Below are 22,763 nucleotides of genomic sequence, written 5' to 3' on the forward strand. Positions count from 1 at the left end.
TGCCACCGGCCTACTCTGTCCGCTGCGCCGCCCCCCGGAACGACGGGGCGGCCGACAGGGGAGGGAACCCGATGTCAGAGAACACCGGCGGGGCGGACGCAGCCCGGTCCGAGGACCCGCAGGACCAAGGAGCCTCGAAGGACCCCAAGGGCACGGTCAACGCAGGGGCCGCGGCCGGGGATTCATCCGCGAGCCCGACTCCGGAAGCTCCCGCGGCCGCGGCAACGCCTGTGGCCGCAGCAGCACCGACTGCGGCAGCGCCGGCCGTGGCAGCAACGGCCGCCACGTCAGCACCGGCCGCTCCGGCTGGGGGCACGCCCACCGGCCCGGCCGGTCCACCGCCGGCGGGCCCCGCCGACGCCGCCGCGTGGCAGGCCTGGCAGGCGCACCAGCACCAGCAGCGCCAATGGGCCGCCGTCCACGCGAAGTCCGCGTCGCCCTCGTGGGTCACGCTGGTGCGCCCCGCCGAGGCGGCCCCCATCGCCACCGCGACCCTCCTCGCCGCCCTCGCCACCGGCCTCGCCGCCGCCCTGCTCCTCGGCGACGGCATGGGCCCCGGGCTGCTGCTCGCGGTGGTGCCCGCCGTCGCCGCCGCGTACGTCGCCGCCCGCACGGCACGGCGTACCGCCCGCCCCTGGACGGTGGTCTGGGCGCTCGGCTGCCTCGCCCTCCTCGCCGTACCCGCCCTGCGCGACTCCGCCTGGCCGTCCACGCTCGCGATCCTGTCCGCCGTCCTGCTGGGCGCACTGGCCCTGCACGGCAGCCGCAGCTGGCCAGGCGTCGTGCTCAGCCCCCTCGGCTTCTTCGACTCGGCCGTCTCCGGGCTCGCCTGGGCCCTGGTCGGACTGCGCTCACGAGGCGGGGTCAGCAAGGACCGCTGGCTGCCCGTCGTCAAGGCGACCGCCGTCGCCGTGGGCCTGCTGGTGGTGTTCGGCGCGCTGTTCGCCTCCGCCGACGCCGCGTTCGCCCGCCTCCTCGGCGGTCTGATCCCCGACGTGTCGACCGAGAACGGGCCCATCCGGTTCCTGCTCTTCCTCCTCGGCACGCTCCTCGCGCTCGCCGCCGCCCGCACCGCCGCGGCCCCGCTGCGCTGGGACCGGATCAAGGTGGCCCCGGGCAAGCCGCGCTCCCGGGTCGAATGGGCCCTTCCGCTCGTCGTGCTCAACCTGCTCTTCACGGGCTTCAACGCCGTCCAGCTGGCCGTCCTGTTCGGCGGCTACGACAAGGTCCTGGAGAGCACCGGTCTCAACCACGCCGAATACGCCCGCCAGGGCTTCTGGCAGCTGCTCTGGGCCACCCTGTTCACGCTCGTCGTGATCGCGCTCGCGCTGCGCTGGGCCCCGCGCTCCGGGGCGGGCGACCGCCGCTTCGTCCGCATCGTCCTCGGCGTGCTGTGCACGCTGACCCTGGTCGTGGTCGCCGCCGCGCTGCGCCGGATGGACCTCTACGTGGACGCGTACGGGCTGACCACGCTGCGCGTGTCGGTCGCCGCGATGGAGCTGTGGCTCGGGCTGGTCATCGTACTGATCATGGCGGCCGGGGTGTTCGGCGCGCGCTGGCTGCCGCGCGCGGTCGCGGGCAGTGCGGCGGCCGCCGTCCTGGCCTTCGGCCTGCTGTCGCCGGACGGGATGGTCGCCGAGAGCAACGTCGCCCGCTTCGAGACCACCAAGAAGATCGACCTGGCCTACTTCCAGTCCCTGTCGGCGGACGCCGCGCCCGCCCTGGACCGGCTGCCCGAGCCCCAGCGGTCCTGCGCCCTGCGCGGGATCAACGACGAGATGTCCAGGGCCGGGGACGTCCCGTGGTACGCGATGAGCCTGGGCGAGTACCGGGCCCGGCAGATCCTGCGCGAGCGCCCGGTGACGGCCTCGTACGAGGTCTGCTCGCGCCTGGGCACCTTCGGCAGCCGCGTGGAGTACTAGGGCGCGCCGCCGGGAGAGCGCGTACGAGGGCCCGGGTGCGGGGACCGCTTCCCGCGTCCGGGCCCTCGTACGGGAGGAGCTCAGGCGGCCGGGCCGCCTTGCGCGGCCGCGCCGGCCAGGGCCTCCAGGTCGCTCTTGCGCACCCGGATCACCAGCAGGGCGGTGGCCAGGGCGAGGCCCGCCATCGCCACAGCGGCGAAGAACGCGGTGGAGATGCCCTGGGCGAGGACGAGGTCCCCCCACGGGTCGGGCAGCCGGTGGGTCTCCTGGAAGGCGGCCAGCTGATCGGGATTCGCCTGCGCCATGAAGGCCGGTACCTGCTTCTCGGCCTCGCCGCGGCTGGCCGTGCCGAAGACGGTGACCAGGATGGACAGGCCCAGCGAGCCGCCCACCTGCTGGCTGGCGTTGAGCAGCCCGGAGGCCGCGCCCGCCTCCTTCGGCGCCACCCCGGAGACGGCGGTGAGGGTGAGGGTCACGAAGTTGAGGCCCATGCCGAAGCCGAAGAGCAGCATCGGGCCGAGCACGCCGGAGAGGTACGAGCTGTCGGTCCGCAGGAAGGTCAGCCAGGTCAGCCCGGTTCCGGTGAGCGCGGACCCGATGACCATGAAGGGCTTGGGGCCGAAGCGCGGCAGGAACCGCTGTGAGAGACCGGCGGCGGTGACGATGGCGACGGTCACCGGCAGGAAGCCGAGCCCGGACTGGATCGGGGTGAAGCCGAGCACGTTCTGTACGAACTGGACGATGAAGAAGAACATCCCGAACATGGCGGCCGCGAGGCCGAGCATGATCACGTAGGTGCCGGTGCGGTTGCGGTCGGCGAACATGCGCAGGGGGATGATCGGCTCGCGGGCCCGTGACTCGATGACGACGAAGAGCGCGAGCAGGACGAGGGCCGCGGCGAAGGAGCCGATGGTGAGCGAGTCGCGCCAGCCGTCCTCCGAGGCGCGGATGAACCCGTAGACGAGCGAGGCCATGCCGCCCGTGGAGGTGAGGGCTCCGGCGATGTCGAAGCGGCCGGGGTGGCGCTCGGACTCGGTGATGTAGAGCGGGGTGAGGACCGCGATCAGCACGCCGATCGGGACGTTGACGAAGAGCACCCAGCGCCAGTCGAGCCACTCGGTCAGCACGCCGCCGGCCAGCAGGCCGATGGCGCCGCCACCCGCGGAGACGGCCGCGAACACCCCGAACGCCCGGTTCCGTTCGGGGCCTTCGGGGAAGGTCGTGGTGATCAGGGCGAGCGAGGTCGGGGAGGCGATCGCGCCGCCCACCCCTTGCAGGGCACGGGCCGCGAGCAGCTGCCAGGGCTCCTGGGCGAATCCGCCGAGGAGGGAGGCCAGGGTGAAGAGCAGGATGCCGGTCAGGAACACGCGGCGCCGGCCCAGGATGTCTCCGGCCCGGCCGCCGAGCAGCAGCAGGCCGCCGAAGGTGAGGGTGTAGGCGCTGAGCACCCACGAGAGGTCGGTGGTGCTGAAGCTGAGGGCGTCCTGGATGTGCGGGAGGGCGATGTTCACGATCGTCGCGTCGAGGACGACCATGAGCTGGCATGCGGCGATGACGGCGAGGGCCACTCCGGGGCGCCCCTCGCGGCGCGCCGCCCCCGGTATCCGGGGTGTGGCGAGTTGAGAGCTTGTCACTGAGGATCCCCCCAAAGTGAAATAGTGAACGTATTCGTTCACTACGGGGCCACGGTAGGAGTGGATCCTTAGGGAACGCAAGCGTTCTCTAAGGCCGAAAAAACGTACGTCGGGCACGGCGCTGGTCGGGAGGTGGAGAGATGGTGGGTTCGCGCTGGTCGGCGGCGTCGCCGGGGCGCAGGCGGGGTCCCGAACTCGAACGGGCGATTCTCGACGCCGCTTTGGAGCAGCTGAGCACGGTCGGCTGGAACGCGCTCACCATGGAGGGCGTCGCGGCCGGCGCGCACACCGGCAAGGCCTCGCTCTACCGGCGCTGGCCGTCGAAGGCGGACCTGGTGGCCGACGCGCTGCGGACCGGTCTGCCGCAGATAGGAGAGATTCCCGACGGCGGGTCGATCCGCGAGGACCTCCGCCTGCTGTGCGTGCGCACGCGGGACGTCATGCACTCCCGTGCCGGGCAGGCCCTGCGGTCTGTGCTTCACGAATGCGATCACAAGCATGCAGACCGGTTCCACGGGGTCATCTGGTCGGGGTTGCACGAGCCGGCCCAGCGGCTGATCAGGGAGCTTGTGCGGCGGGGAATCGGGCGGGGTGACGTACGGCCGGACGCGACGGGTCCGTTTGTCGTGGATGTCATTCCGGCGATGCTGATGTACCGGACGAAGGTGTGCGGTAGCGAATGGGGAGATGCGGAGATCGCGGAGCTGATCGACGAGGTGATGGTTCCGCTGCTCAGGGCGTGAGGCCCGGCGGGCGCGGCGCGGGGTGCGCGGAGCGGTCTCCGTGCCGGATCCGAGGGGCGTCGGACCCGGGCGGGGGTGTGCAGTCGGCTCAGGGCGGCGTACCCTTGCTGGCGCCATGCCGTACGAAGCACCCACCCACACCGTCGAACGCTCCCTCCGTGCAACCACCGGCGCCAAGGTCATCGCCGGGGTCGACGAAGTCGGACGAGGGGCCTGGGCCGGTCCCGTCACCGTGTGCGCGGCGATCACCGGCCTGCGTCGGCCGCCCGCCGGGCTCACCGACTCCAAACTGCTCACCGCCAAGCGACGTGACGCCCTGCTCGACGTCCTGGAGCGCTGGGTCACCGCGTACGCCCTCGGGCACGCCTCGCCCGAGGAGATCGACGAGCTCGGGATGACGGCCGCCCTGAGACTCGCCGCGGAGCGCGCCCTGGAGGCGCTGCCGGTCCGGCCCGACGCGGTGATCCTCGACGGCAAGCACGACTACCTCGGCGAACCCTGGCGGGTCCGTACGGTGATCAAGGGTGACCAGTCCTGCGTCGCCGTCGCCGCGGCCTCGGTCATAGCGAAGGTCACGCGCGACCGCATGATGGCCGAACTGGGCGAACAGGGCGGCGGAATCGAGGACTTCGCCTTCGCCGCCAACGCCGGATATCCCTCGCCCGTACACCGGGCGGCGCTGGAGGAACGGGGGCCCACCCCCTATCACCGGCTCTCGTGGTCGTACCTCGACGGGCTGCCCCGGTGGCGCCACCTCAAGAAGGTGCGCCGCAGCGAGGAATCGTTGGAGCTGGAAAACGGAGGCCAACTCGGCTTCGATTTCTGATCGCACCCATGTGCCACCGGCCGGTACGTTTCGTACCGGTGTTTGATAGACATCAACTCATGCCTCTCACCCCCGCCATCGAGGAGCCTCAGATTCACGAGAGTGCCCAGGGTCCCCGCGTCACGCCGGCCGCGAGCCGCACCGCGCAGACCCCCCGCCCTGTACCTGGTCCGCGTCCCGCCGCCGTACCGCGGCCCGGACGCCCCGGTCCCGCCCGGCCCGCACCGCCCGCGCAGCGTGCGCCGCAGGCCACCCCCGGACCTGTTCCCGCAGCCCCTGCCGCTGCCCCCACCGCGCCGTCGGTCTCCGCGGCGGTGCCCCAGATCCAGCTGATCCCGGCTTCCGCCGAGGGTGCGCTGGACGCGGCCGAAGAGGCCGTCGACCTGCTGCTCGACACCGGGCGCGCGCCCGGCGACATCCTGGTGCTCACCACCGGCGACCCGCACCCGTGGGCCGCTCACGAGCTGTCCTTCGGCGAGGCCGCGTACTGGGCCCTGCACGACGCCGGGGACGACGTCTTCTACGCGGACGCGGCGCAGGTCCAGCGCGCCGCGGGCCGTCCCGTCGTGGTCTTCGCGGTCAACGGCGGAGCGGTCGAGAGCGTTGCCGGCGCCCTGCCGGTCGCGCTCACCCGGGCCGGTGCGCTGCTGATCGCGTGCGGTGACGCGCAACAGATCAACTCCGTGCTGGGTGCGGGCGTCTGACGCCCTGTACCCCGGCACGGGCGAAGGGCGGGGCGGGCCTTGGGCCGGCCCCGCTGAAGCCCGGGCCGAGGTCCGGGGCGAAGCCCGGGCCATGCCCGTTGTGAGGTCCGAGCCGAAGCTCGGGCTGTAGTCCGAGGCCTGATCCGCCGTACGCCCGGTTCCGGGTGTACGGCCGTGAGGCCTGCCCGCGGCTCCGGTCCGTCCGCGGAGGCCGGTACGCCGGTTGTCCGTCGCTTCTCGCCTGCCGCCTGCCGCTGTCGCCCGTACGAGGGTCAGCGCGCGGCGGTCCGGCGCAGGGCCTCGACCGCGCCGCCGCCGGTGTGGAGGGCGAGCGGAGCGAACTCGGCCACGGTGTCGCCGAGGCGCTGGGGCCGCGAGTCCGAGCTGGGCTGACGGCCGCCACGGCCCTCGCCCAGCACCTGCCAGCCGCCGCGGGTCAGCGTGATGTACGCGCCGCAGCGCAGGCCGTGCAGGGTGCAGGCGTCCCGCAGCCCCCACATCCACGCCCCGTCCTCTTCGGTCCACCGCTCGTCGCCCTCGCGGCAGTAGAGCAGGACCGCCGTCCGCACCGGGGTCCGTCGCCGCAGGTCGTGCGGGAGGACCCGGCGCAGCCGGGACAGTAGGGCGTTGCGGTACTCCCAGCCGTCCGCCGAGGCCGACCGCTGTACGAAGGAGGCGCTCGCCACGAGCCGCTCCTCCGGGCCGAGTACGGCGATCACCGCAGTCGACGGCACCGGACTGTGGCGGGAGTGCAGGCCGCTGACGACCTCTCGGGGATTGCGGAGGAGGGGAATGCCCGCCGCCGTCCACTCGGATGGTTCCAGCAGCCTGCCGTGCCGGCTGGCGGCGCCGGTGGCCGATGTCAGGGACGTGGTCGAAGGCGGCGCGAATCCGAAGGTCACGGTCCTCCCTTCGGGTACACGCCCGCGGACGGGCACGGCTGGAGTCAGGGCGCGCCGCGGCGCGGCCCAGGAGAGTGCCGAGGAGCCGAGCGGGAGCACTCCAATTCTCGCGTGGCTCCTGAGCATGCGGCAACGAGCAATTGGCGCCGCCGACCGGAATTCGCCGGTATGCCGTTCATATCCTTGCCCCGCCACGCCGAAGATGACGCATTCGGCTACCCCTGGAGCGCCAGCACCAGCGGGAACACCTCTTTCGCGCCTGCCCGTCGAAGCAGCCGGGCGGCCACCGCGAGGGTCCATCCGCTCTCGGAGCGGTCGTCCACGAGGAGCACCGGACCCGAGGCCTCCGCGAGCGCCGCGGCCAGTTCCGGGGGCACGGTCAGGGCCTGGTGGAGCCCCCGTACCCGCTGGGCGCTGTTCGAGACCGCCACTCCGAACTCCGGAGCCTGGTCCGTGTAGGCGACCGCACCGAGCAGGGGCATCCGACCGACCTCCGCGATCCGCGCGGCCAGCGAACCGACCAGCTGGGGGCGGCTGCGCGAGGGCAGGGCGACCACGCCCACCGGCCGGGCCGGGGCGTCCGGGGCACCGGAGGCCCAGCCACCCGGGCCCCGGGCCCAGTCGGCGAGCACCGCGACCACGGCCTGGGTCACGTCATCCGGGACCGGCTGGTCCGGAGCCTGCGGGGCGAGCATCGGGCGCAGCCGGTTGCCCCAGCCGATGTCGGACAGCCGGCCCAGCGCCCGGCCCGTCGAGGCCTGCTCCCCGGCGGGGATGCGCCCCTTGAGATCGACGCCGACCGCCGCGAGCCCGGTGGGCCACATCTTGCGCGGCTCCAGCTCCACGCCCGGGCGGCCGAGCTCGCCGCGGGCGGTGTCCAGCGCGGTGGTGGAGACCTCGGCGGTGAACCGGGCCCCGGCGCAGTTGTCGCAGCGGCCGCAGGGCGCGGCCTCCTCGTCGTCGAGCTGGCGGCGCAGGAACTCCATCCGGCACTCGGTGGCCGCCGCGTAGTCGCGCATGGCCTGCTGCTCGGCCGCCCGCTGCCGGGCCACCCAGGCGTAGCGCTCGGCGTCGTAGGCCCACGGCTCGCCGGTCGAGGTCCAGCCGCCCTTGACGCGGTGCACGGCGCCGTCGACATCGAGGACCTTGAGCATGGTCTCCAGCCGGGTGCGCCGCAGGTCCACCAGCGGTTCCAGGGCGGGCAGCGACAGCGGCCGGCCGGCTTGGGCCAGGACGTCGAGCGTGCGGCGCACCTGTTCCTCCGGCGGGAACGCCACCGAGGCGAAGTACTGCCAGATCGCCTCGTCCTCGCGGCCGGGGAGCAGCAGCACCTCGGCGTGCTCCACACCACGGCCGGCGCGGCCGACCTGCTGGTAGTAGGCGATGGGGGAGGAGGGCGAGCCGAGGTGCACGACGAAGCCCAGGTCCGGCTTGTCGAAGCCCATGCCGAGGGCGGAGGTGGCCACCAGTGCCTTGACCCGGTTCGCCTGGAGGTCGTCCTCGGCCTGCTGGCGGTCCGCGTTCTCCGTCTTGCCGGTGTACGAGGCCACCGTGTGCCCGCGGTGGCGCAGGTACGTGGTGACCTCCTCGGCCGCGGCCACGGTCAGTGTGTAGATGATCCCGGAGCCGGGCAGGTCGCCGAGGCGGTCGGCGAGCCAGGCCAGCCGGTGCGCGGCGTCGGGCAGGGTCAGCACCGCCAGGCTCAGGCTCTCGCGGTCCAGCGGGCCGCGCAGCACCAGCGCGTCCGTGCCGGCTCCGGTGCCCAGCTGTTCGGCGACGTCGGCGGTCACGCGGGCGTTGGCCGTGGCCGTGGTGGCGAGGACCGGGACGCCGGGCGGCAGGTCGGCCAGCATGGTGCGCAGCCGGCGGTAGTCGGGGCGGAAGTCGTGTCCCCAGTCGGAGATGCAGTGGGCCTCGTCCACCACGAGCAGACCCGTCGCGGCGGAGAGCTTGGGGAGGACCTGGTCGCGGAAATCGGGGTTGTTCAGCCGCTCCGGGCTCACCAGCAGGACGTCGACCTCGCCGGCGGCGACCTCGGCCTGGATGCCCTCCCACTCCTCGGGATTGGCGGAATTGATGGTGCGGGCGCGGATCCCGGCCCGGGCCGCGGCTTCGACCTGATTGCGCATCAGCGCGAGGAGCGGGGAGACGATCACCGTCGGGCCGGCGCCGCTCGCCCGCAGCAGCGAGGTGGCGACGAAGTACACCGCGGACTTGCCCCAGCCCGTGCGCTGGACCACGAGTGCCCGTCGCTTGTGCGCGACGAGGGCCTCGATCGCTCGCCACTGGTCCTCACGCAGCCGGGCGGTGCCCGTGGGGTCGCCCACGAGACGGGCTAGTACGGAGTCGGCCGAGGACCTCAGGTCTGCGTTCATGCCCCCATGCAACCCGATGCCTGTGACATCGCGCCAATGCCGCTCTGGACCTGTGGAAATTGAAGCGTCAACAGTTATCCACAGGGCTTTCCGGATCGGATCATGCGCGGGACCTTCGTGCCATGACGAACAACCACGAATCACGCAGCCCGTCCGACCGCCCCTCCTTCAGCCCGGCCGGAGCAGCCACCGGCCCCCAGATCACCCTGCGCAGCCCTGCCGAACTGGCCGACGCGCTGCCCTACATGCTCGGGTTCCACCCGAGCGACTCCCTCGTCCTCGTCGCCGTGCACGGGGAGGGCGGGCGCTTCGGCGGCCGGCTCCGGGTCGGCATCCCCACCGCCTCCGCGGAATGGGAGGACACCGCCCGGCAGGTCGCCGACTGCCTGATCCGGGGCAGCGAACGGCGCGGCGGCAAGCCCGACGGCATCGTCGTCTACCTCTGCCAGGAACCGCGCGGGGAGGAGAGCGGCCGGCGGGTGATGACCCGGCTGCGTCCGCTCGCCCAGCGGATCCGGCTGGCCTGCGGCGCGCTGGACGTGCCGGTGCTGGAGGCCCTGTGCCTCTCCGAGGGCCGATTCTGGTCCTACGTCTGCCCGGACGAGCGGTGCTGCCCGGCCGAGGGCACCCGGCTGGCCGCGGTCGGCACCTCGGTGATGGCAGCGGCGGCGACCTTCGCCGGGCTCCAGGTCCGGGGCTCCCTCAAGGAGATCGAGGGCCGGCTCGCACCGCTGCGCGGGGCCGTGGCCGCGGAGGCGGAGAGGGCCCTCGATCGGGCGGCCGCCGCCCTGATGCCGAGGATCCTCGACGGGGCCACCCGGGAGGAGGTCGGCGCCGAGACGATCTCCCTCGCGAGGGACCTGATGCGGCGCATGACCCTGGCCCCGCCGGTCGAGGGCGGCACCCACGCCGACGACTGGGACGACGCCCTCCTCGGCCACGACGAGGCCGCCTCGCTGATCCTGGGCCTTCAGGACCGCGAGATCCGGGACATCGCGGCCGAGTGGATGGAGGACGAGGAGGCTGCCCCCGCCCTGCGGCTGTGGCGGGCCCTCGCCCGGCGCTGCGTCGGGGCCTACGGCGAGCACGCCGCGGCCCCGCTCACCCTCGCCGGCTGGGTCTCCTGGTCCACCGGGGACGAGCCGACGGCCCGGATCGCCTTCGGCCTGGCCCTGCGGGCGGACGCCGAGTACCGCTTCGCCCAGCTGCTCCACCACGCGTGCAACGAGGGGATCGACCCCGAAGGGCTGCGGGAGTGCCTGCGCGAGGAGCGCCGCAGCCGCGAGCCCCGGCGAGCGCGCTCCTCGGCCGGTACGCGTCCTCCCGGCCGGCGGGGCCGGACCACGCCCCAGCGCGGGTCCCGCCGCACCGCGGGGAGCGAGCAGTGAAGACGCGCCGGCCCTGGCACGGCGGTCCGGTGCGGCTGCTCCGGAGCGCCCTGGGCCTGACCGGGCGGCGCAGGCTCCGCCCCGGACGTGCGCGGCCGCGACCATTGGCCCTGCCGCGGCCGGGGCCCGTGACCCGGGCGGGGCAGGAGGCCGTGACCCGGGCGGGGGTGGGGGCGTTCAGATGTGGGGTGGTGGGGGCCCGGCCACGCCGCCGCCCAGCTGAACCGACCGGAGCGCAGACAAGGCGACACATGTCTCACCCCGCACCTCCCCGCCCATCCGGCGTGCCCGCCGCCCGCAGGCCCGAACTGCCACCCGTGCACGGCGCCGTCATCTGCGTCGCGGCGCCCTGTCTGGTCATCTCGCCGGAGCACGGCCAGCTGACCGGGCGGGGGATCGACGGGATCTACCGGTCCGGGCGCAGGCTGCTCTCCCGTTGCGTACTGCGGGTCGGCGGCCGGGATCCGGTCGCCGTCCAAGGGCGCAGCCTCGGCGCCGACAGGGCCGCCTTCACCGCGACCGTCCGCACCGGTGCCGAGCCCGGCCCCGACCCGGACATCGGTGTGGAACGGGTCAGGCACGCGGACGGCACCGAGCGGATCACCCTGCGCAGTTTCACGGCCCGGCCGGTACGCCTGCCCGTGGAGGTCCTGCTCGGCACCGACCTGGCGGAACTGGCCGCCGTGGCCGCCGGCCGGGCCGGGCCGGAGCTGCCCGCCGGGGTGCATGCCGCCGGGCTGCGCTGGAGCACCGGCGAGGCGCAGGCGGTCACCGCGGCCGAGCCGCCGCCGGACGACGCGCTGGCCTCGGCGGGGCTGCTGCGCTGGCAGCTCGAACTGGGCCCCGGCGAATCCCGCACCATCGAGCTGCGGACCACTCAGGACCGGGTCGCGCGGGCCCCTGCCGGGCAGGTGGCCAATCCGCTGGCCGACGCCCGGGCGGAGGGGGACGACCCGAGGGTCGAGGCGTGGTTCCGCAGCAGCGTCGAGGACATGGGCGCGCTGCTCCTGAGAGATCCCGAGGCGCCGGGCGACGCCTTCGCGGCGGCCGGGGCGCCCTGGCGGCTGGGCCTGGCCCCGGCCGAATCACTGTGGGCCGCGCGGATGGCGCTGCCCCTCGGTACCGGGCTCGCCGCGGCCACCCTGCGCATCCTGGCCCGGACCCAGACCGAAGGGCACGGACCCGACGGCGGGAAGATCCCGGGGCCGCTGCGCGGCGCGGGCCCGCAGCTGCCGCCCGGGTGCACCGGCACGGAGGCGACCCTGGCCTTCCCCGCGGTGCTCGCCGAGGCCCGGCTCTGGGGCATGCCGGAAGAGGAGGTGGCCCGGCTGCTCCCGGCCGCCGAGCGGTGCCTCGACTGGCTGCGCGGGGCTCTGGGGGAGGACGGCCTCCTGGCCGATCCCGACCCCGGTCCACGGCGCTGCGAGACCCAGGCCCATGCCCACCGGGCAGCCGTGCTCGGCGCGGACCTCCTCGCCGGATGCGGGCGGCCCGGCGCCGAGGAGTGGCTGGAGCGGGCCGCCGCACTGCGGGAGCGGTTCCGGGCGGGCTTCTGGATCGACGGCCCGGACGGCGGCCGGCCCGCCTCGGCCCTGCATCCCGACGGACGGCCACTGCCTCGGCTCACGGGAGCCGCCGCCCACCTGCTCGACACCGGACTGCTCGGCGGCGGCCGACTGGCCCCGGGGCTCCTCGACAGGGTGCGCTCCGAGCAGCTGGCCCGGCTGCTCGGCGCCCCCGCCATGGATTCCGGATGGGGACTGCGGAGCATGGCCACCAGGGAGCCGGGGCACAACCCGTTCGGCCACCGCTCGGGGGCGGTGCGGGCGTACGAGAGCGCCGTGGCGGTGGCGGGCCTGGCCCAGGCGGGCTTCGAGAAGGAGGCCGCGGGCCTGCTGCGGGGCCTGCTGGACGCGGCCGAGGCGTTCGGGTACCGGCTGCCGGAGATGTTCGCGGCCGAGCAGCGCACCGCCGGCAGCGCCCCCGTCCCGCACCCGGCGGCCTGCCGCCCCGCCGCCGTGGCCGCGGCGGCCGGGATCCACGTGCTGACCGCCCTCGCCGGGATCCGCCCCGACGCCCCCGCGGGCACGGTCGCCCTCGCCCCGCTCCCCGGCGCCCCCCTCGGCGCGCTCCGGCTTTCGGGCCTGCGGGTGTCGGGGGAGCCCTTCGCCGTCCGGATCAGCCGGCTCGGCCTCGGCATGGTGGAGGAGGCCGCCGATGCGCTCCAGCTGGGGGGCTAGTGCCGTGGCCGATCACGTCGGGCAGCCGGGCAGTCCCTGGCCCTCCCGCCTCCGGAACAGTCTCTTCAAGGTCACCAAAGAGCTGTTTATCGTCAGGCAGACGACTATGATCGCGGCATGTCGCCCTACGACCCGTCGGCCTTCCCGCCCTTTGCCGTCACCGTCGACCTGGTCGTGCTCACCGTGCGGCGCCACGCGCTCTGCGCGCTGGTCGTCCGCCGGGGTGAGCAGCCGTTCCAGGGGCGCTGGGCGCTGCCCGGCGGATTCGTCCGCGGGGACGAGGACCTGGCCGGAGCCGCCGCGCGGGAGCTCTCCGAGGAGACCGGCCTGTGCGCCCACGATCCCGCCCTGCCCGGCGCGGGCAACGGAGCGCACCTCGAACAGCTGGCCACGTACGGCGATCCGAAGCGGGATCCGCGGATGCGTGTCGTCAGCGTGGCGCACCTGGTGCTGGCTCCGGACCTTCCGGCGCCGCGTGCCGGAGGCGACGCCAACAGCGCGCGCTGGGCCCCCGTGGACGAGCTGCTGGCCGCCCACGACGAGGCGGCCACGGCGCTCGCGTTCGACCACGCCCGGATCCTCGCCGACGGCGTGGAGCGGGCCCGCTCGAAGATCGAGTACTCCTCGCTGGCCACCGCCTTCTGCCCGCCCGAGTTCACCGTCGGCGAGCTGCGCCGGGTCTACGAGGCCGTCTGGGGCGTGGCCCTGGACCCGCGCAACTTCCACCGCAAGGTTACCGGGACCCCCGGATTCCTGGTGCCGGCCGGAGGGACGACGACCCGTCAGGGCGGGCGCCCGGCCCAGCTGTTCCGCGCCGGCGGGGCCACGCTGCTCAACCCGCCGATGCTGCGCCCGGAAGTCTGACGCCGCACCCCGTGCGCCGGCCGCGGCGGGGCGGGCGGCGTGGGGACCCGGCCCGGCAGCCGTACCGAGTCTGACGGCAATACCGGCATCCCATCGGACCGGTTGCGCTGAAAATCGGACATATCGCGTTATCTTGCTTGCGGTATTCACCCTGCCGCAGAGCGGTCTCACCCCCCGCGAGAGAAGCGATGCTCCAGGCCATCGGACTCACCAGCAAACACCGTCCCGACGCCCCGCCCCTCGTGGACGACCTCACCTTCGAGGCCCGCCCGGGGCACGTGACCGCCCTGCTCGGAGAGCCGGGATCGGGCAAGACCACCGCGCTGCGGCTCATGCTCGAACTCGAACCGGGCCGCGGCGTCACCTACTTCCGCGGCCGGCCGCTGCACCGGCTCCCGTATCCCGGCCGTGAGGTCGGGGTGCTGCTCGGCGACGTTCCCGGCAACCCCGCACGGACCGTCCGCAACCAGCTGCGGATGCTCTGCGCCGCCGCCGGGGTTCCGGCCTCGCGTGCCGACACCATGCTGGAGGTCGTCGGCATCGCCGGCCTCCGGGACCAGCGGCTCGGTTCGCTCTCGCTCGGCATGGAGCGCCGGGTCGCACTGGCCTCGGCGCTGCTCGCCGACCCGTGCACCCTGCTCCTGGACGAGCCCGGCGCCGGGCTCTCCCCCCGCGAGCGCGGCTGGCTGCACGGGCTGCTGCGCGGCCATGCCTCCCTCGGCGGGGCCGTGCTCTTCACCACCGACGACGCAAGGGAAGCCGCCCGCAGCGCCGACAGGGTCGTCAGCATCGAGGCGGGCCGGCTCGTCGCCGACCAGGATGCCGCCGAGTTCGCCCGGACCCGGCTGCGGCCGCGGGTCGCCGTGCGCACCCCGCACGCCGCCCGGCTGGCCGACGTGCTGGGCCGGGAGGCCCGGGCCGCCCAGCGCTCGGTGGAGATCGTCGAGGAGAGCGGCAGCCGCCTCTCGGTGTACGGCAGCAACTGCGCCGAGGTCGGCGAGGCCGCGTTCCGGCACGGCGTGCTGGTCCACCAGCTCGCCGACGAGACGGGTGACGCCGGCTCGCCGGCGGCGCCGGTCCCGCACGCCCGCTCCTCCGCCTCCGCGAGCCCGGCGGAGCCCGCTGGGGCCGGCAACGGGGACTCCGGCCGGCGCCCCCGGCATGACCGCCCCCCGCGGCCCGCCTCGACCGTGCGCCGCGTGGGCGGGCCGCTGCGGCCGCTGCGCTACGAGCTGCTCAGGGTCTTCGGCACCGCCACCCCCGTGCTCACCGCCGCCCTCGTCGTCGCCGTCTCCGTCCTCACCTCCCTGGTGCTGGCCCGGGCCGGGCAGACCCCGCAGAACCGGCTGCTCGCCGCCTGGCCCGAGCTGCTGCCGCTGCCGCCCGCCGCCCTCGGCGCGGGACTGCTCGGCGCGCTGGCCTTCGGCGAGGAGTACCGCTACCCCGCGCTCGCCGCCGACCGCGGCACCGTGCCCCGCCGGATGGGGCTGCTCACCACCAAGCTCGGCGTCTGCGCGGTCCTCGCCCTGCTGCTGGGCGCCCTGGCCGTGGCGGCCGACGCCGCCGCGCTCGCGCTCGTCTTCGACAGCGGCCCGCTGCGCACCCCGGTGGAGTGGCTGTCCCCGGCCGTGAGTTGGGCCGGGCTGCTCGTCGGCTGCGCCTGGGCCGGCGTACTGGCCTCCGGTGTCTTCCGGTCCGCCACCGCCGGGCTGGCCGCGGTGCTCGCCGTACCGGTGATGGTGGTACCGCTGGTGCGCAAGGCCCTGGAGGGTTCGTCCGCGTACCCGGTCACCGGGCTCGGGCCCCGGCTGCGGGGCCTGAGCTGGGTGCAGTGGCCGCCGGAGGCGGACCGCCTGCTCGTGGGGGCCCTGCGGGTGATGACCCAACCCGTCGGGACCGCACTGGTGTTGTCGCTGATGGTCCTGTTGTGCGCCTATGGGTTCACCGGACTGCGCAGCCGGGTCCGTTGGTGATCGTTCCGGTGCCGGAGAAGACACGGACGGGACCGTTGCCGTCCGTGTCGCGTCAAGCGGACCGCAACTCCCCGCAAAAGGCCCGGTTCTTTACGATAAGTCGTCAATTGCGTAGGTGGCACCGATCACCCTTTCGTGTGCTTTTCACCAAAGACCTCAAGGGTCATGGAGGCACGGCCGACAAAGGATTCGTGAGTACCCTTGCGCACACCATGATGACCGCCGCCCGCCACGCCGACTCCGGCCTCGCCGGCCCGGGCGAACTCGACCGCTACCCCTACGCGGAGGCCCCCGGGTCCGACCGCGTCGGAGCGCCCCACTGGGACGGCGCCGACGTCGAGTTGAGCCGGGTCGGCCGCCGCGCGGCCGGCAGCCGCGGCCGCGGACTGCACGGCCAACTCGTCCAGCAGCTCGGCCAGATGATCGTTTCCGGTGACCTCGGAGCGGACCGCCCCCTGGTCCCCGAGGAGATCGGCCAGCGCTTCGAGGTCTCCCGTACGGTCGTCCGCGAATCGCTGCGGGTCCTGGAGGCCAAGGGCCTCGTCAGCGCCCGCCCCAACGTCGGCACCCGGGTCCGTCCCGTCGCCGACTGGAACCTGCTCGACCCCGACATCATCGAGTGGCGCGCCTTCGGTCCCCAGCGCGACGACCAGCGCCGCGAGCTGGGCGAGCTCCGCTGGACCATCGAACCGCTCGCCGCCCGCCTCGCCGCCGGCCACGGCCGGCCGGACATCCAGCAGCGCCTCGCCGACATGGTCGAGATCATGGGCCACGCCCTCGGCCAGGGCGACTCGATCACCTTCGCGCGCGCCGACAACGAGTTCCACGCCCTCCTCATCCAGGTCGCCGGCAACCGCATGCTGGAGCACCTGTCCGGCATCGTCTCCGCCGCCCTCCAGGTCTCCGGCAGCCCGATCACCGCCTGCGACCGGCCGAGCGAGACCTGTGTGGCACACCACGCGCGGATGGTCGAGGCCCTCGCCGCGGGTGACGCGATCGGCGCCGAGAACGCCATGCGCCAGCTCCTGACGGTGCATCCGGAGGTAGAGCGCGTGGTCCCCGCCCCGCGCGAGCACTGACGGGCGGACACGCGGGGGCGTGGGGGTGTGCAGGACGTGTCGCCGGGCCCGGTCGGGTCCGGCGACACCCGCGTGGGGCCCTCCGTCGCGGGGGCCGGGAGCCGTCCGGACGGCTGTGACGACCCCCTGACCGGCGTCCGTCCGTACGGGGTGTGACTCGGGCCACGAAGATTGGGCGTAACACTCTGCGAGGTCACGCGATGACCTAAGAGGTGATGGCCGACGGAGGGAAGACAGCAGCCCTTGGGGGTGCTGTGCAGCTCCCCGGCCCCTGCCCGCGCCGCCGGCCCATCCCCGGTCAGTGGTCGTCGGCTCCGGTCCAGCACCACCAGGCCCGGCGTCGGAAGCCGTTCCCATCGTTCCGAGAGGTTGTTCGTGTCGGCCAGCACATCCCGTACGCTCCCGCCGGAGATCGCCGATTCCGAGTCTGTGATGGCGCTCATCGAGCGGGGCAAGGCCGAGGGGCAGATCGCCGGCGATGACGTGCGTCGGGCCTTCGAGGCTGACCAGATTCCTGCGACCCAGTGGAAGAATGTTCTGCGCAGCCTCAACCAGATCCTCGAGGAAGAGGGTGTGACGCTGATGGTCAGTGCCGCGGAGTCGCCCAAGCGCGCCACCCGCAAGAGCGTCGCAGCGAAGAGCCCGGCCAAGCGGACGGCCACCGAGCCCGTCAGGAAGACGGCGGCCAGGACGACGGCAGCGCAGCCCGCGGCCACCGCGCCCACCGCGGCCCCGGCAGTCGGGACGGCGGACCCGGAGACCGCGGACCTCCTCGCGGAGGAGCCCGGAACCGAGCCCGCGGCCAAGAAGACGGCGGCGAAGAAGACCGCCGCGAAGAAGGCCGCGCCCGCCAAGAAGACCGCCGCGAAGAAGACGGCGGCGAAGAAGACCGCCGGCAAGAAGGACGCCGACGAGGGCGGCGAGGACGAGACCCCCGACGAGGGTCCCGACGCCGCCAAGGCCGAGGCCGACGAAGAGGAGGAGGGCGGCGAGAACAAGGGCTTCGTCATCTCCGACGACGAGGACGACGCCCCCGCCCAGCAGGTCGTGGTCGCCGGCGCCACCGCCGACCCGGTCAAGGACTACCTCAAGCAGATCGGCAAGGTCCCCCTCCTCAACGCCGAGCAGGAGGTGGAGCTCGCCAAGCGCATCGAGGCCGGACTGTTCGCCGAGGACAAGCTGGCGAACTCCGACAAGCTGGCGCCCAAGCTCAAGCGCGAGCTGGAGATCATCGCCGAGGACGGCCGGCGCGCGAAGAACCACCTGCTGGAGGCCAACCTCCGCCTCGTGGTCTCCCTCGCCAAGCGCTACACGGGCCGCGGCATGCTCTTCCTGGACCTGATCCAGGAGGGCAACCTGGGCCTGATCCGCGCGGTCGAGAAGTTCGACTACACCAAGGGCTACAAGTTCTCCACGTACGCGACCTGGTGGATCCGGCAGGCGATCACCCGCGCCATGGCCGACCAGGCCCGCACCATCCGCATCCCGGTGCACATGGTCGAGGTGATCAACAAGCTCGCCCGTGTGCAGCGCCAGATGCTCCAGGACCTGGGCCGCGAGCCCACCCCGGAGGAGCTGGCCAAGGAACTCGACATGACCCCCGAGAAGGTCATCGAGGTCCAGAAGTACGGCCGCGAGCCGATCTCCCTGCACACGCCGCTCGGCGAGGACGGCGACAGCGAGTTCGGTGACCTCATCGAGGACTCCGAGGCGGTCGTCCCGGCCGACGCCGTGAGCTTCACGCTCCTGCAGGAGCAGCTGCACTCGGTGCTCGACACGCTGAGCGAGCGCGAGGCCGGCGTGGTCTCGATGCGCTTCGGCCTCACGGACGGCCAGCCCAAGACCCTCGACGAGATCGGCAAGGTCTACGGGGTCACGCGTGAGCGGATCCGCCAGATCGAGTCGAAGACGATGTCGAAGCTGCGGCACCCGTCCCGCTCCCAGGTGCTGCGCGACTACCTGGACTGACCGGTACGGGGACGACGGCGGGTGGCCGCGCGGGTGCGCTCGGCCACCGGGCATCCCACTCTGGGTGGAGTCATGCACACTCGGAGTCAGGAGGCCTCATGCGTCGTCCCTTTGCCCGTGCTCTGGCGGGAGCGCTGACCCTGGCGGCGGGAGCGGCCGCGGCGCCGCTCGCCCAGATGCCGCAGGCGGCCGCGGACAGCGTGGTGATCGGCGGGAAGCCGGTCAGGGTGGCAGACAGCCCCTGGGTCGTGGCGCTGGCCAGCCGTGACCGGTTCGGGGGTACGCGGGGCGGGCAGTTCTGCGGGGGAGTCGTGGTGGCTCCGACCCGGGTGGTGACAGCGGCCCACTGCCTGGGCCGCCAGGTGCTGGGCGGCCCGGTCGAATCCGTGCCCGACTTCCGGGTGATCGTCGGGCGTACGGAGCTGACGGCGGCCGACGGCCGGGAGATCCCGGTGAGCGGGGCCCGGGTGAACCCGGCCTACGACCCGCAGAGCAACGCCGGGGACCTCGCCGTCCTGGAACTGGCCGAGCCGGTGCCGGCCCTCCACGTGCTCCCGATGGCGGAGGCGGGCCATTCCGCCTACGAGGCGGGGACCGAGGCGGCCGTCTACGGCTGGGGCGACACGAGCGGCTTCGGTGACTACGCGTACGCGCTCCGGGCCGCGCGGGTGACGGTGCTCGCGGACGAGGTGTGTGGGCGGGCCTACCCCGGGGACGCCGACGGGCAGTACCGCGCCGAGTCCATGGTGTGCGCGGGGGACAGCGGGGGCGGCAAGGACGCCTGCCAGGGCGACAGCGGCGGACCGCTGGTCGCGCAGGGGCGGCTCATCGGGCTGGTCTCGTGGGGCCGCGGCTGCGGGCGCGCGGACAGCCCGGGGGTGTACACGCGCATTGCCCCCCTCGCGGGCTTCGTGACGGCCCCGGAGACGGGCGCACAGCCCGGTGGGGTCCAGGACACCGCGTGGGAGGCCCGCAGGCGCTCCGCACCGGGCGCAGGGCCCGCACAGGGGCACCGTACGGGTTAGCGACCGTACGGCCGCCCGCCCCGAGCGCGGGCGGCCGTGGATGTGAGGACGGGCGGCACCCCTGGGTCTCAGGGGTGCCGCCCGTCGACCGGCCATCGCCGGTCCTGGCTCGTCGGATGCGAGGTGTAGGCCTTGTGTCAGCGGTCCTCGGGTTCGGCATTGGCAGCCGGAGCGGACGTAAGCCGCTCGGTCTCATCCTGTATTTCCGCGGCGATCTTCTTGAGTTCCGGCTCGAACTTGCGACCGTGGTGGGCGCAGAAGAGCAGTTCACCGCCGCTCAGCAGGACGACGCGCAGATATGCCTGGGCGCCGCAACGGTCGCATCGGTCAGCGGCCGTCAGCGGGGTCGCGGGTGTCAGAACAGTAGTCACGTCGCCTCTTCTCTAGCTCGACGAGCTGTCGTACCAGGGTCAACATCCAACCAGGCCGAAAACGTTCCCGCTCGCGGCTTTTCCTCGAAACTTCCTTCCGAAGCTGGCCGGCTGTTGCCGGTTGGCGGCGAAGGAGCCGTATTGCGTTGCTTTACGGTTTCGCGTTGTCAGTCGTGCGCTTGTTGCAGTTCCATCCTCCCCCGGCGTGAGTGCCAGGTTGTTCATGAGGACGTGCCCGAACCCTAAATGGTTCATGCGCGGAAGGGAACGTGATGTTTCCTTCACCCGCCCGGGGGATCGAACGTTCGTGCGGATCTGGACTAGGGTGAGGACCACGCGAGGGTGGCGTTGCATCGGCTCTACCTGGCCTCGGTACCCTTCGAGCGGCAGCCGAGCCACCCCTGCGCCCGACAGGGCCAGAAAAGAAATTCAGCGAGGAGCGAACTGCGTGACCGCCGACACGTCCGTGCCTTCCAGCGCGCTGCTGTCCGGAGCAGACCGGGACGGTTCCAACTACACCGCGCGGCACCTTCTCGTCCTCGAGGGGCTGGAGGCCGTCCGCAAGCGCCCCGGCATGTACATCGGCTCGACCGACAGTCGTGGCCTGATGCACTGCCTGTGGGAGATCATCGACAATTCCGTCGACGAGGCCCTGGGCGGTTACTGCGACCACATCGAGGTCATCCTCCACGAGGACGCCTCCGTCGAGGTCAGGGACAACGGCCGCGGCATCCCCGTGGACGTCGAGCCCAAGACCGGCCTCTCCGGCATCGAGGTCGTCATGACCAAGCTGCACGCGGGCGGCAAGTTCGGCGGCGGTTCGTACGCGGCCTCCGGCGGCCTGCACGGCGTCGGCGCCTCCGTGGTCAACGCCCTCTCCGCCCGGCTGGACGTCGAGGTCGACCGCAACAGCGCCACCCACGCCATCAGCTTCCGCCGCGGCGTCCCCGGGATGTTCACCGAGCAGGGTCCCGAAAGTCCGTTCGATCCCGCCAACGGCCTGCGCAAGGTCAAGCGGGTCACCAAGGGCAAGACCGGCACCCGCGTCCGCTACTGGGCCGACCGCCAGATCTTCCTCAAGGACGCCCGGCTCAACCTGGAGACGCTCTACCAGCGCGCCCGTCAGACCGCCTTCCTCGTCCCCGGCCTGACCCTCGTCGTCCGCGACGAGCGCGGCATCGACGGCGCCGGCAAGACCGAGGAGACGTTCCGCTTCGACGGCGGCATCAGCGAGTTCTGCGAGTACCTCGCCCAGGACAAGGCCGTCTGCGACGTGCTGCGCCTGAACGGCACGGGCACCTTCAAGGAGACCGTCCCGGTCCTCGACGACCGCGGCCACATGACGCCCACCGAGGTCACCCGCGAGCTCGGCGTGGACATCGCCCTGCGCTGGGGCACGGGCTACGAGACCAACGTCAAGTCCTTCGTGAACATCATCGCCACCCCCAAGGGCGGCACCCACGTCTCCGGCTTCGAGCGCTCGGTCGCCAAGACCGTGAACGAGGTGCTGCGCTCGGCCAAGCTGCTGCGCGTCGCCGAGGACGACGTGGTCAAGGACGACGCGATGGAGGGCATGACCGCCGTCGTCACCGTCCGCCTCGCCGAGCCGCAGTTCGAGGGCCAGACCAAGGAGGTGCTCGGCACCTCCGCGGCCACCCGGATCGTCGCCGCCGTGGTCGCCAAGGAGCTCAAGGCCTTCCTGACCTCCAGCAAGCGCGACGACAAGCAGCAGGCCCGCGCCGTGATGGAGAAGATCGTCGCGGCCGCCCGGACCCGGATCGCAGCCCGGCAGCACAAGGAGGCGCAGCGCCGCAAGACCGCGCTGGAGACCTCCTCGCTCCCCGCCAAGCTCGCCGACTGCCGCAGCGACGACGTGGAGCGCAGCGAGCTCTTCATCGTCGAGGGCGACTCGGCCCTCGGTACGGCGAAGCTCGCCCGGAATTCGGAATTCCAGGCGCTCCTGCCGATCCGCGGCAAGATCCTCAACGTCCAGAAGTCCTCGATCTCGGACATGCTCAAGAACGCCGAGTGCGGGGCGATCATCCAGGTCATAGGAGCCGGCTCGGGCCGGACCTTCGACATCGACGCCGCCCGCTACGGCAAGATCGTGCTGCTCGTCGACGCCGACGTGGACGGCGCGCACATCCGCTGCCTGCTGCTCACGCTCTTCCAGCGGTACATGCGTCCGATGGTCGAGGCCGGCCGGGTCTTCGCGGCCGTGCCGCCGCTGCACCGGATCGAGCTGATCCAGCCGAAGAAGGGCCAGGACAAGTACGTCTACACGTACTCGGACGGCGAGCTGCGCCAGACCATGCTGGAGTACCAGCGCAAGAACATCCGGTTCAAGGACTCGATCCAGCGCTACAAGGGTCTGGGCGAGATGGACGCGGACCAGCTGGCGGAGACCACCATGGACCCCCGCTTCCGCACCCTGCGCCGGATCAACATCGGCGACCTGGACTCGGCCGAGCAGGTCTTCGACCTCCTCATGGGCAACGAGGTGGCGCCGCGCAAGGAGTTCATCACGAGCTCCGCGGCGACCCTGGACCGCTCGCGCATCGACGCCTGACCCGATCGGAGCCGATGGCCGGCGGAGGCCAGCACAAACGGCCCCGACACGCCTCACGGCACACCGACGCTCTTCACTCCATCACCTGTTGGAGTGAAGAGCGTCGGTACACCAGTCCGGAAAGCGACTATTGAGCACATCCTTGTGGGCACGCGGCCAATGCGGCGGCGGACAAGGAGA

The 22,763-nt window shown here is 73.1% G+C and carries 16 protein-coding genes; 12 read left to right on the forward strand and 4 right to left on the reverse strand.

Going from position 1 to position 22,763, the window contains the following annotated elements; all coding sequences use genetic code 11:
* Nucleotides 1–71 precede the first annotated feature (71 nt).
* Complete coding sequence (locus ACFYZ4_RS17255) at nucleotides 72–1,922, forward strand: DUF4153 domain-containing protein (protein ID WP_390784251.1); 1,851 nt, start codon at nucleotides 72–74, stop codon at nucleotides 1,920–1,922.
* Nucleotides 1,923–2,002: 80 nt separating this feature from the next.
* On the opposite strand, the gene ACFYZ4_RS17260 is transcribed toward ACFYZ4_RS17255, so the two are convergent.
* A complete protein-coding gene (locus tag ACFYZ4_RS17260) occupies nucleotides 2,003–3,556 on the reverse strand; it encodes an MFS transporter (RefSeq protein WP_384340706.1) in 1,554 nt (517 codons plus the stop codon).
* Nucleotides 3,557–3,696: 140 nt separating this feature from the next.
* On the opposite strand from ACFYZ4_RS17260, the gene ACFYZ4_RS17265 reads away from it, so the two are divergent.
* The 3 genes from ACFYZ4_RS17265 (at nucleotide 3,697) to ACFYZ4_RS17275 (ending at nucleotide 5,829) form a co-directional block, all read left to right on the forward strand.
* The gene (locus ACFYZ4_RS17265; RefSeq protein ID WP_390784252.1) at nucleotides 3,697–4,299 is read left to right on the forward strand and encodes a TetR/AcrR family transcriptional regulator; all 603 of its coding nucleotides are present in this window, start codon (nucleotides 3,697–3,699) and stop codon (nucleotides 4,297–4,299) included.
* 115 nt (nucleotides 4,300–4,414) lie between these two features.
* The gene (locus ACFYZ4_RS17270; RefSeq protein WP_351291432.1) at nucleotides 4,415–5,125 is read left to right on the forward strand and encodes a ribonuclease HII; all 711 of its coding nucleotides are present in this window, start codon (nucleotides 4,415–4,417) and stop codon (nucleotides 5,123–5,125) included.
* Nucleotides 5,126–5,184: 59 nt separating this feature from the next.
* Nucleotides 5,185–5,829 carry a hypothetical protein gene (locus ACFYZ4_RS17275; RefSeq protein WP_390784253.1) on the forward strand — a complete coding sequence of 215 codons (645 nt, stop codon included), beginning with the start codon at nucleotides 5,185–5,187 and terminating at the stop codon, nucleotides 5,827–5,829.
* 272 nt (nucleotides 5,830–6,101) lie between these two features.
* Here ACFYZ4_RS17275 and ACFYZ4_RS17280 read toward each other — a convergent pair whose 3' ends face one another.
* Nucleotides 6,102–6,731 (reverse strand): hypothetical protein, encoded by a 630-nt coding sequence (locus ACFYZ4_RS17280; RefSeq protein WP_351291428.1) that lies wholly within the window; start codon nucleotides 6,729–6,731, stop codon nucleotides 6,102–6,104.
* Nucleotides 6,732–6,946: 215 nt separating this feature from the next.
* Nucleotides 6,947–9,106 (reverse strand): RecQ family ATP-dependent DNA helicase, encoded by a 2,160-nt coding sequence (locus tag ACFYZ4_RS17285; RefSeq protein ID WP_390784254.1) that lies wholly within the window; start codon nucleotides 9,104–9,106, stop codon nucleotides 6,947–6,949.
* A gap of 122 nt (nucleotides 9,107–9,228) precedes the next feature.
* Here ACFYZ4_RS17285 and ACFYZ4_RS17290 point away from each other — a divergent pair, with 122 nt between their 5' ends.
* The 7 genes from ACFYZ4_RS17290 (at nucleotide 9,229) to ACFYZ4_RS17320 (ending at nucleotide 19,643) form a co-directional block, all read left to right on the forward strand.
* Complete coding sequence (locus ACFYZ4_RS17290) at nucleotides 9,229–10,494, forward strand: DUF4192 domain-containing protein (RefSeq protein ID WP_390784255.1); 1,266 nt, start codon at nucleotides 9,229–9,231, stop codon at nucleotides 10,492–10,494.
* Between the two features lie 251 nt (nucleotides 10,495–10,745).
* The gene (locus ACFYZ4_RS17295) at nucleotides 10,746–12,734 is read left to right on the forward strand and encodes a glycogen debranching N-terminal domain-containing protein (RefSeq protein ID WP_390784256.1); all 1,989 of its coding nucleotides are present in this window, start codon (nucleotides 10,746–10,748) and stop codon (nucleotides 12,732–12,734) included.
* A gap of 117 nt (nucleotides 12,735–12,851) precedes the next feature.
* Nucleotides 12,852–13,598 carry an NUDIX domain-containing protein gene (locus ACFYZ4_RS17300; protein WP_351597784.1) on the forward strand — a complete coding sequence of 249 codons (747 nt, stop codon included), beginning with the start codon at nucleotides 12,852–12,854 and terminating at the stop codon, nucleotides 13,596–13,598.
* A 188-nt stretch (nucleotides 13,599–13,786) separates the two neighbouring features.
* The gene (locus ACFYZ4_RS17305; RefSeq protein ID WP_390784257.1) at nucleotides 13,787–15,571 is read left to right on the forward strand and encodes an ATP-binding cassette domain-containing protein; all 1,785 of its coding nucleotides are present in this window, start codon (nucleotides 13,787–13,789) and stop codon (nucleotides 15,569–15,571) included.
* A gap of 137 nt (nucleotides 15,572–15,708) precedes the next feature.
* Nucleotides 15,709–16,650, forward strand: a complete 942-nt coding sequence (locus tag ACFYZ4_RS17310) for a FadR/GntR family transcriptional regulator (RefSeq protein WP_351291416.1) — start codon at nucleotides 15,709–15,711, stop codon at nucleotides 16,648–16,650.
* A gap of 375 nt (nucleotides 16,651–17,025) precedes the next feature.
* The gene (locus ACFYZ4_RS17315) at nucleotides 17,026–18,618 is read left to right on the forward strand and encodes an RNA polymerase sigma factor (RefSeq protein ID WP_351291414.1); all 1,593 of its coding nucleotides are present in this window, start codon (nucleotides 17,026–17,028) and stop codon (nucleotides 18,616–18,618) included.
* 98 nt (nucleotides 18,619–18,716) lie between these two features.
* Complete coding sequence (locus ACFYZ4_RS17320) at nucleotides 18,717–19,643, forward strand: serine protease (RefSeq protein ID WP_390784258.1); 927 nt, start codon at nucleotides 18,717–18,719, stop codon at nucleotides 19,641–19,643.
* A gap of 137 nt (nucleotides 19,644–19,780) precedes the next feature.
* On the opposite strand, the gene ACFYZ4_RS17325 is transcribed toward ACFYZ4_RS17320, so the two are convergent.
* Complete coding sequence (locus ACFYZ4_RS17325; RefSeq protein WP_030016583.1) at nucleotides 19,781–20,014, reverse strand: hypothetical protein; 234 nt, start codon at nucleotides 20,012–20,014, stop codon at nucleotides 19,781–19,783.
* 448 nt (nucleotides 20,015–20,462) lie between these two features.
* Here ACFYZ4_RS17325 and ACFYZ4_RS17330 point away from each other — a divergent pair, with 448 nt between their 5' ends.
* Entirely contained in the window at nucleotides 20,463–22,583 is a 2,121-nt protein-coding gene (locus ACFYZ4_RS17330) for a DNA topoisomerase IV subunit B (protein ID WP_351292675.1), read from the forward strand.
* Nucleotides 22,584–22,763: the final 180 nt, after the last annotated feature.

It is taken from the genome of Streptomyces sp. NPDC001513 (genome assembly GCF_042894695.1).
GTDB lineage: Bacteria > Actinomycetota > Actinomycetes > Streptomycetales > Streptomycetaceae > Streptomyces.